At 64.8% G+C, this 12,407-nt stretch carries 15 protein-coding genes and 1 tRNA gene; 12 read left to right on the top strand and 4 right to left on the bottom strand.

Features of this window, described 5'->3' with window-relative positions:
* The first annotated feature begins 2 nt into the window (after nucleotides 1-2).
* From nrdR to U5A82_RS10755, 3 genes are all read left to right on the top strand, one after another.
* A complete protein-coding gene (gene nrdR, locus U5A82_RS10765; RefSeq protein WP_326290782.1) occupies nucleotides 3-464 on the top strand; it encodes a transcriptional regulator NrdR in 462 nt (153 codons plus the stop codon).
* A 63-nt stretch (nucleotides 465-527) separates the two neighbouring features.
* Complete coding sequence (locus U5A82_RS10760) at nucleotides 528-887, top strand: GIY-YIG nuclease family protein (protein ID WP_326290780.1); 360 nt, start codon at nucleotides 528-530, stop codon at nucleotides 885-887.
* Between the two features lie 88 nt (nucleotides 888-975).
* Nucleotides 976-1,620: an RNA methyltransferase gene (locus U5A82_RS10755; protein WP_326290778.1), complete on the top strand. Its 645-nt coding sequence runs from the start codon at nucleotides 976-978 to the stop codon at nucleotides 1,618-1,620.
* Between the two features lie 82 nt (nucleotides 1,621-1,702).
* Here U5A82_RS10755 and U5A82_RS10750 read toward each other — a convergent pair whose 3' ends face one another.
* The gene (locus tag U5A82_RS10750; protein WP_326290776.1) at nucleotides 1,703-1,999 is read right to left on the bottom strand and encodes a chorismate mutase; all 297 of its coding nucleotides are present in this window, start codon (nucleotides 1,997-1,999) and stop codon (nucleotides 1,703-1,705) included.
* 189 nt (nucleotides 2,000-2,188) lie between these two features.
* Between U5A82_RS10750 and rpsD the strand changes: the two genes are divergently transcribed.
* Both rpsD and U5A82_RS10740 read left to right on the top strand, forming a co-directional pair.
* The gene (rpsD, locus tag U5A82_RS10745; RefSeq protein ID WP_326290774.1) at nucleotides 2,189-2,803 is read left to right on the top strand and encodes a 30S ribosomal protein S4; all 615 of its coding nucleotides are present in this window, start codon (nucleotides 2,189-2,191) and stop codon (nucleotides 2,801-2,803) included.
* Between the two features lie 131 nt (nucleotides 2,804-2,934).
* Complete coding sequence (locus U5A82_RS10740; RefSeq protein WP_326290771.1) at nucleotides 2,935-4,605, top strand: M28 family peptidase; 1,671 nt, start codon at nucleotides 2,935-2,937, stop codon at nucleotides 4,603-4,605.
* Between the two features lie 15 nt (nucleotides 4,606-4,620).
* On the opposite strand, the gene U5A82_RS10735 is transcribed toward U5A82_RS10740, so the two are convergent.
* Complete coding sequence (locus U5A82_RS10735; protein ID WP_326290768.1) at nucleotides 4,621-5,073, bottom strand: DUF6265 family protein; 453 nt, start codon at nucleotides 5,071-5,073, stop codon at nucleotides 4,621-4,623.
* 97 nt (nucleotides 5,074-5,170) lie between these two features.
* Here U5A82_RS10735 and U5A82_RS10730 point away from each other — a divergent pair, with 97 nt between their 5' ends.
* The 7 genes from U5A82_RS10730 to U5A82_RS10700 all read left to right on the top strand — a co-directional run bounded on the left by U5A82_RS10730 (nucleotide 5,171) and on the right by U5A82_RS10700 (nucleotide 9,105).
* Nucleotides 5,171-6,160 carry an agmatine deiminase family protein gene (locus tag U5A82_RS10730; protein WP_326290766.1) on the top strand — a complete coding sequence of 330 codons (990 nt, stop codon included), beginning with the start codon at nucleotides 5,171-5,173 and terminating at the stop codon, nucleotides 6,158-6,160.
* An 89-nt stretch (nucleotides 6,161-6,249) separates the two neighbouring features.
* Nucleotides 6,250-6,621 carry a DUF2501 domain-containing protein gene (locus U5A82_RS10725; RefSeq protein WP_326290764.1) on the top strand — a complete coding sequence of 124 codons (372 nt, stop codon included), beginning with the start codon at nucleotides 6,250-6,252 and terminating at the stop codon, nucleotides 6,619-6,621.
* A gap of 89 nt (nucleotides 6,622-6,710) precedes the next feature.
* Nucleotides 6,711-7,559 carry an N-carbamoylputrescine amidase gene (gene aguB / locus U5A82_RS10720; RefSeq protein ID WP_326290762.1) on the top strand — a complete coding sequence of 283 codons (849 nt, stop codon included), beginning with the start codon at nucleotides 6,711-6,713 and terminating at the stop codon, nucleotides 7,557-7,559.
* A gap of 4 nt (nucleotides 7,560-7,563) precedes the next feature.
* Nucleotides 7,564-7,839, top strand: a complete 276-nt coding sequence (locus U5A82_RS10715) for a hypothetical protein (RefSeq protein ID WP_326290760.1) — start codon at nucleotides 7,564-7,566, stop codon at nucleotides 7,837-7,839.
* A gap of 8 nt (nucleotides 7,840-7,847) precedes the next feature.
* Nucleotides 7,848-8,354 (top strand): 2-amino-4-hydroxy-6-hydroxymethyldihydropteridine diphosphokinase, encoded by a 507-nt coding sequence (gene folK / locus U5A82_RS10710; RefSeq protein WP_326290759.1) that lies wholly within the window; start codon nucleotides 7,848-7,850, stop codon nucleotides 8,352-8,354.
* Between the two features lie 43 nt (nucleotides 8,355-8,397).
* Nucleotides 8,398-8,473: transfer RNA gene (locus tag U5A82_RS10705), tRNA-Lys, on the top strand.
* Between the two features lie 62 nt (nucleotides 8,474-8,535).
* The gene (locus U5A82_RS10700) at nucleotides 8,536-9,105 is read left to right on the top strand and encodes an NUDIX domain-containing protein (protein ID WP_326290758.1); all 570 of its coding nucleotides are present in this window, start codon (nucleotides 8,536-8,538) and stop codon (nucleotides 9,103-9,105) included.
* On the opposite strand, the gene glgX is transcribed toward U5A82_RS10700, so the two are convergent.
* Complete coding sequence (gene glgX / locus U5A82_RS10695; RefSeq protein WP_326290757.1) at nucleotides 9,086-10,957, bottom strand: glycogen debranching protein GlgX; 1,872 nt, start codon at nucleotides 10,955-10,957, stop codon at nucleotides 9,086-9,088. The genes U5A82_RS10700 and glgX overlap by 20 nt on opposite strands.
* Nucleotides 10,954-12,402, bottom strand: a complete 1,449-nt coding sequence (gene glgA, locus U5A82_RS10690; protein WP_326290755.1) for a glycogen synthase GlgA — start codon at nucleotides 12,400-12,402, stop codon at nucleotides 10,954-10,956. The genes glgX and glgA overlap by 4 nt, the downstream gene beginning before the upstream one ends.
* Between the last annotated feature and the right edge of the window lie 5 nt (nucleotides 12,403-12,407).

The following is a 12,407-nucleotide window of genomic DNA, read 5'->3' as shown; positions in this document are numbered from 1 at the left end:
CCATGCGCTGCCCCTTCTGCGCCCATGAAGACAGCCAGGTGAAGGACAGCCGTCCGACGGAGGATGGCGCCGCCATCCGCCGCCGCCGCCAGTGCGAAGCCTGCGCCGCGCGCTTCACCACCTTCGAGCGCATCCAGCTGCGCGACATCTGGGTCGTGAAGAGCGAGGGGCGCAAGGAAGCGTTCGAGCGGGACAAGCTGGCCCGCTCCATCGGCATCGCCTGCCGCAAGCGACCGATCGACCCCAGCCGCCTGGAAAAGCTGATCTCCGGCATCCAGCGCCAATTGGAAACCAGCGGCGACAGCGAAGTCCCGGCCCGCGCGATCGGCGAACTGGTGATGGAAGGGCTCAAACGCCTCGACAGCGTCGCCTATATACGCTTCGCGAGCGTCTATAAGGACTTCACCGACGCCAAGGATTTCGAGGAATTCGCAGGGACGGTGAAAGAAGTCGGGCGAGAGTGAGGATGTGACCAGCGGTCATCCCAACCCCCGTTCAGTTCGAGCTTGTCGAGAATCCCGCGCCATATGAGTTTCTGGATCTACATCCTTCGCTGTTCGGACGGCTCTTACTATACCGGCCATACGGACGATCTTGAACGTCGCGTCGCCCAGCACCAGTCCGGCGAGTTGCCCGGCTACACCCATGATCGCCGGCCTGTCGAATTGGTCTTCAGCGAGACCTTCACGGATCGTATCAACGCTTTGGAACGGGAGCGACAAGTCAAGGATTGGTCGCGGAAGAAGAAGGAGGCGCTGATTCGCGGCGACTGGAACGCCGTTTCGGATGCAGCCCGTTCTCGACCGCGGGTCTCGACTGCGCTCGACCTGGCTCGAACCGAACGGAACATATGGAGGCTCAGCCCCTACTCAGGACGAACGGTTTAATGACAGAAGATCACGCCCCTCCCCCTCCCCCGTCATCGTCCTGGTCCGCCCGCAGCTGGGGGAAAATATCGGGAAGGCGGCACGCGCCATGCTGAATTTCGGGCTGACCGAAATGCGGCTGGTGTCGCCGCGCGACGGCTGGCCCAATCCCGACGCCGGGCCGTCGGCGGCAGGCGCGGACTTCATCCTGGACCAGGCCCAGGTCTACGAAACACTGGCCGACGCGGTGGCGGACTGCGCCCATGTCTACGCCACCACGGTGCGCAAGCGCGGCGTGACCAAGCCTGTCGTGACACCGGAGCAAGCAGCGCAAGAAGTTCATGCCGCGCAGGGCCGCTGCGCCTATGTCTTCGGCCCGGAACGATCGGGGCTGGAGACGGAGGACGTTGCGGTCGCGCGCAAGATCCTGACCGTGCCGATCAACCCCGAGTTCGGGTCGCTGAACCTGGCCCAAGCGGTCATATTGTGCGCCTATGAATGGTCGAAACAGGCGGACCTGAAACAGCCCACCATCACCGATCTGGGTGAGCCTGCACCGCAGGTGGAGCTTGAGGGCATGATCGAGCAACTCGATGCGCTGTTGGTGAAGGTCGGCTATTTCTTTCCGCCCGACCGCGCCGGTGCGACCCGGCTGACGCTGCGCAACCTGCTGACCAAGCCGGGCTGGAACCACCTGGAGGTGCGGACGCTGCGCGGGGTGCTGTCGCATCTGGCGCGGCCGCGCGAACGCTGAATGCTCCTTCCCGTTCGGTTCGAGCTTGTCGAGAACCCTGGCGCCAGGGTTCTCGACAAGCTCGAACCGAACGGAGTCATGTTCACCCCCGCGTCCGGTCGAACTCCGCCATTTCATAGGCGATCGACGCTTCGACCAGTTCTTCCCACATGCCCGCGATCAAGTCGCACGGCACCCCCAACGCCTCCGCCTCGGCACAGGCGTTGGCGATGACCTCCGCCTTGCGCGCTTCGTCGCGCACCGCGCTGCGATCGGGCTTGATCCGGGCGGCGGCGCGCATATGGGCGAAGCGTTGCGCCAGCAAGGCGACGATCTGCCGGTCGAGATTGTCGACGCCAGCGCGCACCTGCGCCATGGTGGAATAATGTTCGGGAGTCATGCCTGACCGACTAAGCCGCCGCGCGCAGCCTGTCGAGGGTTGACATACAGGGTCCATATGGTCATAGGCGCGCCTTCGCAATTGGCTCCGCATCCCGGTGAAGCGGCGGCCCTGCCCCTGAGCGCATGACGCAATACGGACGTAGGCGATACCGGGAACAACGTTAAAAGCAATTACTAGGAATTATCTATGACGAAGCGCACCAGCGCCAAGTACAAGCTCGACCGTCGCATGGGCGAGAATATCTGGGGCCGTCCCAAGTCGCCTGTGAACAAGCGCGAATATGGTCCCGGTCAGCACGGCCAGCGCCGCAAGGGCAAGATGTCCGACTATGGCATCCAGCTGCGCGCCAAGCAGAAGCTGAAGGGCTATTACGGCGACATCACCGAAAAGCAGTTCAAGAAGAACTATTTCGAAGCCAGCCGCATGAAGGGCGACACCGGCCAGAACCTGATCGGTCTGCTGGAGCGCCGCCTCGACGCCGTCGTGTACCGCGCCAAGTTCGCGCCGACCATCTTCTCGGCCCGTCAGATCGTGTCCCACGGGCACATCTATGTGAACGGCGTGAAGTGCAACATCGCGTCGCGTCTGGTGAAGCCGGGCGACGAAATCACCCTGGGCAAGAAGGCGCAGGAAATGGCGCTGGTTCTGGAAGCGCAGAGCCTGCCAGAGCGTGACATCCCCGACTATGTCGCCCCCGACGGCGCGACCAAGGTCAGCTATGTCCGCGTGCCGACGCTGGACGAAGTGCCCTACCCGGTGAAGATGGAACCGAACCTGGTCGTCGAATTCTATTCGCGCTAATCGGTTTACCGATACGGAATTACGAAAAGGGCGGCTCTGCAAAGAGCCGCCCTTTTCTGTGTGCGCAACATTCTTGCGCGACCTGCCACACGGTGGCATCACCTGCGCATTCGTAAAACAGAGGGTATTCCATGCGTAGCTCCATTGCGGCGATCGCCGCCGTCCTTGCCCTGTCCACACCGGTCGTTGCGACTGCGGCACCAGCCAGGTCCACCGCCGCCAAAACGGCCGAGCCGTCGATCGACACGATGAAGCGGCTGGTGAAGGAACTGTCCTCCGACGCCTATGAAGGGCGCGCGCCTGGATCGCCCGGCGAGGAAAAGACGCTGGCGCTGCTCGCCGCCGAATTTGCCAAGCTGGGCCTGAAGCCCGGCAACAAGGGCAGCTGGTTCCAGGATGTGCCGCTGGTGGAAATCACCGCGAAGAATGTGTCGCCGCTGTCCTTCACCGGCGGCAAGAGCGCCGTCACCGCCGCCTATGGCCCCGAAATGGTGGTCGGCACCTATCGCACGACTCAGTCAAAGATCACGATCAAGGACAGCCCGGTCGTATTCGTCGGCTATGGCATCAACGCGCCGGAAAAGGGCTGGAACGACTATGCCGGGCTGGATGTGAAGGGCAAGACGGTCATCATCCTGGTCAACGACCCTGATTATGAGACGCAGGGGCTGACCGGCCCGTTCAACGGCCGGGCAATGACCTATTATGGCCGCTGGACCTACAAGTTCGAGGAAGCCGCTCGGCAGGGTGCGGCCGCCGCGATCATCGTGCATGACACGGTGCCTGCCGCCTATGGCTGGAACGTCGTCCAGTCCAGTTGGACCGGCGCGCAACATGTCGCCGACAGCGCCAACGGCAATGCCGACCAGAGCCAGGCGATCGGCTGGATTCAGAAGGACAAGGCGTCGGCTCTGTTCGCCAGCGCAGGCCTGGACCTGAACGCCCAAATGGCGGCAGCCAAGAAGCCAGGCTTCAAGGCGGTGCCGCTCACAGGGGTGAAGGCCAGTCTGTCCTTCGACAACGACCTGCGCAAGCATAGCTCGAAAAATGTCGTGGCGTTGCTGCCCGGCAAGACCCGGCCCGACGAATATGTGCTCTACAGCGCCCATTGGGACCATCTGGGCCACTGCCAGGCCGCGCCCGACGGCGACGATATCTGCAACGGCGCGGTCGACAACGCCACCGGCACCGCCGCGCTGGTCGCGCTGGCGCAGGCCAATGTGAAGGCCGGGCCGACCGACCGCAGCCAAGTGTTCCTTGCCGTGACCGGGGAGGAATCGGGTCTGCTGGGATCGGCCTATTATGGTAAGAACCCGGTCTTTCCCTTCGCCAGGACCGTGGGCGGCGTGAACATGGACGCTTTGTCGGTTGCGGGGCTGGCAAAGAATGTCGTGGTCATCGGCAAGGGCAAGTCGCAGCTCGACGCCTATCTCGACCGCGCGCTCGCCGCGCAGGACCGTGTCGCGACGTTGGAGCCGACCCCGGAGAAGGGCTTTTATTATCGTTCCGACCATTTCAGCTTCGCCAAATATGGCCTGCCGATGCTCTATTTCGAGGGTGGCGAGGATCTGGTGAAGGGCGGCACGGCAGCGGGTCTGGCCGCGGCGGAGGATTATACCAAGAACCGCTATCACGGTCCCAAGGACGAATATGATCCCAACTGGGACTGGACCGGCATCCTGGCCGACCTGAAACTCTATTACAGTGTCGGCCGCGACCTGGCGACGACCACCGACTGGCCCAACTGGGTGGAAGGCGACGAATTCCGCGCCATCCGCGACAAGGATCGGGCGGGGAAGTAAAACCGGTAGCTGGACCTACTTCCCCGCCGGGGCGTAGGTCCAGCTCTGGACATTGCTGCCGTCCATCTTCGACGTTTCGGCCATCAGCAGTCGCCCTTCGCGCCAATAGCGGATGCGTTGCGGATAATCATGGTCGGGATTGGCGAAGACGATATCGCGAACGCCCTGCTCGACCAAAGGAAAGACGGTCGCCGGGCCGCCGTCGGGCGCGCCATGAAACGCCAGCGATCCATCGGCGGCGCGCACGATCCGCATCACTTCCCAGGACCGCAGGCTTTCCCCGCGCCCGGTCCGACCGACACCGATCATCATCCCGCCGCGCGGCAGGGTCCATACTTCCTCGGTCCAGCGATCCGCCCGCTCCTGCTGCCATTCGCCGGTCAGCCAGTCCGGCAACTCACCGGCCCTTGCCGGACCGGACAGCGAAAGCAGAAGGCCCGCCGCCATCATCGAAACGCGTATCTTCATGGCATCCGCCCTCTGTCCACTTGGCACATGGCACGCTATGGAGCGCGCATAATCCCGCTATCACGGATCGGCCCCCGGTCGAGCAAGGACAAAAGCCATGACTTTCCGCATGCCTGCCGAATGGGCGCCGCACGACTGGACCTGGATCGGCTTTCCTACCAACCCCGCCGAATGGCCCGGCGCGTTCGAGGATGCCCGCGCGCAGATCGCCGCCTTCGCCAGCGCCCTCCATGCCGATGGCCGGGGTGAAGCGGTGCGGCTGGTCGTCGCCAATGAAGGCGATGCGCAGGCGGCCCGCGCGCTGGTCGATTCTGGTGTCTCTATCGTCGTTCAGAAACTGGGCGACGTCTGGCTACGCGACACCGCGCCGATCGCAGTGCTGAACGGCGCACAAGGCCGGGCATTGGTCGATTTCGGCTTCAACGGCTGGGGCGGCAAATATCGGATGCCCGGCGACGAGGATATCGGGGCGCGGCTGGCTGCGACCACCGGCCTCATGACCTCCACCCAGAATTGGGTGTTCGAAGGGGGCGCAATCGACACCGACGGCACCGGCCTGTTCGTGACGACCGAGCAATGCCTGCTTAATCCCAATCGCAACCCGGATCTGGATCGCGGCAAGATCGAGACGTTGCTCGCAGGCGCGCTGGGCCTGTCCGACATGCTGTGGCTGGGCGACGGGTTGCTGAACGACCATACCGACGGCCATGTCGACAATCTCGCCCGCTTCGTGGCGCCCGGCAAGCTGGCCCTGCCGATCGCGACGACGGCCGACGATCCCAATAGGGCGATCTACGCCGACGCCCGCGATCGCGCCAAGGCGCATGGGGTGGAGGTGGTCGACATCCCCTCCCCCGGCCTGGTGCTGGTGGACGGCGAAGCCATCCCGGCCAGCTACATGAATTTCTACGTCGGCAACGCTGCGGTCATCGTGCCCATCTATGGCCAGCCCAACGACCAGGCCGCGCTCGACGCCTTCCGCCCCTTCTTCCCGGGCCGGGAAATCGTCGGCCTGCGCAGCGACGCCATCCTGTCGGGCGGCGGCAGCTTCCATTGTTGCAGCCAGCAGATGCCGAGCGCCGCCTGAACTACCGAAAAGCGGCGTTGCGAATGAAGGCGGATCGGCCCACCCTTCAGGCCGATGGCCGGAGTCGTCCGGCCGTAAAGGAGACTGCCATGATCCGCCTTCCCCTTCGCGCTGCGCCGTTCGTGCTGCTGGCGATGACCGCCGCCCCGTCCTCCGCGCAACTGGATCTGGGCGGCCTGCTGGGTGGCGGACTACCCAATATCGCATCGGTCGGCGCGGGCAATGCCGCAGGCGTGCTGAGCTATTGCATGAAGAACAAGCTGGTCAACGCCACCCGCGCCGCGTCCATCCTGGGCAAGCTGACGGGCAAGCCGGGCGTGAAGGAATTGAGCGGCTTCAAGCTGGGGCAGACGGGCACTATCCAGACCGACCGGAACGCCCTGTCGCTCGACAGCCTCAAGAGCAAGGTGAAGACCCGCGCCTGCGACCTGGTGCTCAACCACGCGTCCGGGTTGCTCTGAACCGGTCGGTCGGCAACGATGGTTTGAACGGTGGCATGTCGGGCGGACAGTCCCTATATGGCGCGCTGTTTCCCGCCATGGAGTGAAGAATGACCCGCGTCACCGTCGCCGCCCTTCAACTCGCCTTTTCGGACGATATGGGCGCCAATATCGCGCTGGTCGCCGACCATGTGCGCAAGGCCGCGAGCCGGGGCGCAAAGATCATCCTGCCGCCGGAACTGTTCGAAGGCCCCTATTTCTGCCGCGTAGAGGATGAAGCGCTGTTCGCCAACGCGCAGCCGACCGACAGCCATCCGGCGGTGCAGGAGATGCGCAAGCTGGCGAAGGAACTGGGCGTCTATATCCCCACCAGCTATTTCGAGCGCGACGGGCAGCATCATTACAACTCGCTCGCCATGATCGATGACCAGGGCGAGATCATGGGTGTCTATCGCAAGAGCCATATTCCCGATGGCCCGGGTTATGAGGAAAAATATTATTTCCGCCCCGGCAACAGCGGCTTCAAAGTGTGGAACACTCGATATGGCACCATCGGCGTCGGTATATGCTGGGACCAATGGTATCCCGAAACCGCACGCTGCATGGCGTTGATGGGTGCGGAAATGCTGCTCTACCCTACCGCCATCGGTTCCGAACCCTATGACGCCGACCTCGACACCAGCCGCATGTGGCGGCGCGCGATGATCGGCCATGCGGTCAGCAACTGCATGCCGGTGATCGCCGCGAACCGCATCGGGGACGAGGACGGCCAGCTTTTCTACGGCCACAGCTTCATCACCGACGAATGGGGCGACTATCTGGCCGAAGCCGACGCGAAGGATCATGGCGCGCTGGTGGCGACGCTGGACCTGACCAGGGCGCGCACCCACCGCGCGGGCATGGGCTTCTTCCGCGACCGGCGACCCGACCTCTATGGCCGGATCGCGCAGGATATCTGATCGCATGACCGACACCGATACCCCCATCACCGATGCTGCGGCACCCCAAACGCCCGAAATCGAGATCGAAGCGCCGACCGAACCGATTCACGAGCTCGGCAGACCCCAGAAGCGCCTGTTGAAGCGGCTTTACAATGCGCGTACGGTGCCGGTTATCGCGGATGAGCGGCCCTTTCTGACCTATAAGGACGCCCTGCGCTATCTGCTGACGCTGCCGCTTGATGCACAAGACGCCGCCTATGCCCAGATGAAGGCGCAGGCCAGGGATAAGGTCCGCTAGGGACGCCGATGGCCGACCCGCGTCATCTCTACGCGCTGGCGCTCGGATCGAACCGGCCCTTGTCCGCCAGCCGGACGCCCACGCGCCTGCTGACGGAAGCGACAGCCATGATCGGGAACCAAGCGCGGGTTCTGGGCGTGTCGCCCATATTGTCCACGCCGCCACTTGGCCCTTCCGCCCGCCGCTTCGCCAATGGCGCCTTGCTGGTCGAAAGCGCACTGCCGCCGCCCGCGATGCTGACCTTCCTCCAGGCCATCGAGAACCGATTGGGCCGTCGTCGCCATCGCCGCTGGGGCGCGCGCAGCGTCGACATCGACATCATCCTCTGGTCGGGCGGCGTCTGGCGCAGCCGCCTTCTGACGATCCCGCACGCCGCCTATCGCGGTCGCGCCTTCGTGCTGACGCCGCTTCTGGCGATCGCGCCGGACTGGCGCGACCCGCATCTGGGGCTGTCCGTCCGCCATCTCCATGCCCGCCTGCAAAAAGCCAGGGTCAAGCGCGCGACTAGAGGTTGACCATCGCCATCCTCGCCTTTAGGGCAGCCTCCACCGCTTGCGGGGGTCCATAGCTCAGTCGGTAGAGCAACTGACTTTTAATCAGTAGGTCGCTGGTTCGAACCCAGCTGGACTCACCATATTTCGTCATCGGCGTCATGTTCCCGTAGCGGCAAGGCACGGCGGAACCGGAGAACGTCTGATGACCAGCATCCTTTCGACGCGGACGATCTATGAGGGCTGGCTGAACCTGTTGATGGTGGCGATGCGCGCGCCCGACGGGCAAGAGTTCGAGCGGCATGTCGTGGAAATGCGCCGCGCCGTGGTCGTTTTGCCCTATGATCCCGATCGCCGTGTCGCGCTGCTCGTGTCGATGCCGCGCACGCCCGTGATGCTCGCTGGCCTGCCCGACATGCTGGAGCCGATCGCGGGGATATTAGAAGATGAACCGGAACAATGCGCCCGGCGTGAGGCGCTGGAGGAAGCGGGCGTACGGCTGGGCGACCTCACCCATCTCGGCCAGATCTGGAGCATTCCCACCGTCGTCACTGAAAAGATCGACTATTTCCTAGCCGAATACCGCGCGCAGGACCGGATCGCCGCAGGCGGTGGACTCGATGCGGAGCAGGAACATATCAGCGTCCACGAATTGCCGCTCGATACGCTCTGGACGATGTTCACCGACAAACAGATCGGTGATGGCAAGCTGGCGATCACGCTGATGGCGTTGCGGCTCCGCAGGCCGGACCTGTTCAGCGTTCCGGTCGCCTGATCGCGACGGCGCGCGCAGCGACATCCACCTCTGCGTCCGGCAGGCGGAAGCGGCAGGGCGTGGTATCGCCGTTGACGCAAATGGCCAGCCCGCTGCTGCGATAGCGCAGTGTCAGGCGTCGGCGCGCAGGGTCTTCCCACTGGCCGACCGTCAGTGCCTGCCCCTCTTCGTCCAGCCATTCGACATCGGCATCCGACAAAAGCGCCGCGTCGTGCAACGCCGGCGTCTCCGCCCGCACCGCCGCCAGCGCGAAGGCATGCGCCTCCAGCGTCCGATCCCGCCCATTCCAATCGATCCAGCTGATCGCATTGTCCTGCGCATAGGCATTGTTGTTGCCCTGTTGGCTGCGCCCGAACTCGTCGCCCGCCGTTAGCATGATCGTGCCCCGTGACGCGAAGAGCGTGGAGAGCAGCGCCTCGACATCGCGCCGCAGTGCCGACAGGATCGCCGGATCGGCGCTTGCGCCCTCGACGCCGTTGTTCCAGCTGAAATTGTCGCCATGGCCGTCGCGATTCTGCTCGCCATTGGCTTCGTTGTGCCGCTGTTCGTAGGCGGTCAGATCGGCCAGCGTAAAGCCGTCATGCGCGGCGAGGAAATTGACGCTGCGGGTGGTGCTGCCGGGGAAAATATCCGACGATCCCGCCAGGCGCATGGCGAATGCGCCCAGCATCCCTGCGTCACCACGCCAGAAGCGACGCATATCGTCGCGATAACGGTCGTTCCATTCCAGCCAGCCGTCGCCGAACCGGCCCAGTTGATAGCCGCCTGGCCCGATATCCCATGGTTCGGCGATCAGGATGCGATCCGCCAGCAGCGGATCGGCGCGCATCTCCTGCAACAGCGGCGCGGCAGGATCGAATCCGTCCGCCATGCGACCGAGCGCCGGACCAAGGTCGAAGCGGAAGCCGTCCACCCCGGCTTGGGCCACGAAATAGAGCAGCGAATTGAGGATCAGGCGGCGCACGACCGGCGCATTGCAGGCAATGCTGTTGCCCGTGCCCGTGTCGTTGATCAGCCGCCCGTCGCCGTCGTGGCGGAAATAGCCCCGCGCATCCAGGCCGCGCAGCGACAGCGTCGGCCCATGCGCGTCGCTTTCCCCGTCATGATTATAGACCATGTCGAGGATCACGCCGATGCCCGCATCGTGCAGCGCCGCGACCGTATCGCGCAATTCCGCGATGCCGCCGGGCGCCAGGCGCGGATCGAGCGCGAAATAGCTGACCGGATTATAGCCCCAGGCATTGGTGAGGCCGAGCGGCCCCAGATGCCGTTCATCGATCCAAGCGTTGATCGGCATCAGTTCGATCGCCGACACATGCAGGCGTTGAAGATGCGCGATGATCGACGGATGGGCGAGCGCGGCAATCGTCCCGCGCTGCGCCTCCGGCACATCGGGATGCAACAGGGTGAAGCCGCGCACCTGCACTTCGTAGATCAGTCCGCCCGGCGCAAATCGAGGTGGCTCGGGCGGTAGCGCCGCTCCTTCAGGAACGACGATAGCCTTGGGCATCAGCGACGCCGTGTCGCCCCCGTCCCCGCGCGACGCGGCCAGCGCCGGGTGATAGGCAAAGGCGCGGTCGATCGCCGTCGCATAGGGATCAAGCAACAGCTTGTCGGGATCGAACCACAGCCCCGCGCCCGGATCATAGGGGCCATCGGCGCGCAGGCCGTAGCGCGCGCCCGCGCCCACGCCAGCCGCCTCGACATGCCAGCAGCCATCGGCATCGCGCAACATCGGCAGGCGGGTTTCACGATCCGCACCGTCGAACAGGCAAAGCCAGAGCTGGGTCGCATCGGGCGACCACACCGAAAAGCGCGTCCCCGTCGCCCCGACCGATGCACCCGGCCTCACGCGGCCGCCGCGATCAGCGATCGATACAGGTCGGCATAGCGCGCCGCGCTGTGGGTCCAAGAAAAGTCAGCGCCCATGCCCGCGCGCTGAATTGCCTGCCATGTCGGCTTGTCGCCATGCAGTGCGACCAGCCGGTTGATCGCGCCGTGCAGGGCCAGCGGATCGGACGGGGCGAAGACGATACCCGTCGCCGCCCGCGCGCCCACCGCCGCTTCATTGGCGTCGATCACCGTGTCCGCCAGCCCCCCGACCCGCGCCACCACCGGCACGCAGCCATAACGCAGCGCATAAAGCTGGGTCAGACCGCAGGGTTCAAAGCGCGACGGGATCAAGATGGCGTCGCCGCCCGCCTGCATCAGGTGCGACAGCGGCTCGTCATAGCCGATCTGCACGCCGATCCGCCCGCGATGCCGGTCCGCCGCGCCCAGCAGCGCGCCTTCGAGCGGATGATCCCCCGATCCCAGCACGGCCAGCTTGCCGCCCAGCGCGACCAGATGTTCGGCCGCGTCGATCATCAGGTCCATGCCCTTCTGCCAGGTGAGGCGGCTGACGATGATGCACAGCGGCGCGCCGTCATGGTCGAGGCCGAACTGCGCCTCCAGCGCGCGCCGATTGGCCGCGCGGCCCGCCAGCGCCCGCGCGCTGAACGGCTTGGCGATCAGCGTATCAGCGGTCGGGTTCCAGATGTCGGTGTCGACCCCGTTCAATATGCCATGCAGCTTGTCGATCCGCCCATTGATCAGGCCATCCAACCCCATGCCATGGACCGGGGACCGAATTTCCTGCGCATAGCTGGGGCTGACCGTGGTGATCGCGTCCGCCGACACCAGCCCCGCCTTCAGATAACCGGTCCCGCCATAATATTCGACGCCATCGACGCCCCAGGCTTCGGGCGGCAAGCCGAGTTGCGCGAAGATGTCGGCAGGAAACCGCCCCTGAAAGGCGAGATTATGGATCGTCACCAGCCGGGGCACATGGGCCGCAGGGCCGAAGCGCATATAGGCCGCGGTCATCGCCGCCTGCCAGTCATGGACATGGACGACATCGGGCCGCCACCCCTTCAACCCGCCCTCGGCGATGTCGGCGCCGACGCGAGACAGCGCCGCAAAACGCCGCCAGTTATCTGGCCAGTCGTTGCCGCCATGATCGCCATAAGGCCCACCTTCACGCGCGAAGAAATCGGGCGCGTCCAGCACCAGCAGGTCCAGCCCATCGACCGTGGCCGCCAGCACGCTCGCCGCCGCACCGGACAAAGCGTCGTAGCGGCGCACGACCTTCGCCTTGCCCAGCCGTGCGATCACGGCCGGATAGCCCGGCACCAATGTCCGCACCTGTACGCCCTGCCCCGCCAGCGCAGCAGGTAGCGCGCCGACCACATCGGCCAGGCCACCGGTCTTGATCAGGGGGTAGATTTCGGACGCGACCGACAGCAGCTTGATGGTCATGGGTC

The organism is Sphingobium sp. CR2-8, from assembly GCF_035818615.1.
Classification (GTDB): domain Bacteria; phylum Pseudomonadota; class Alphaproteobacteria; order Sphingomonadales; family Sphingomonadaceae; genus Sphingobium.
This window is presented reverse-complemented; position numbering and strand designations above follow the sequence as displayed.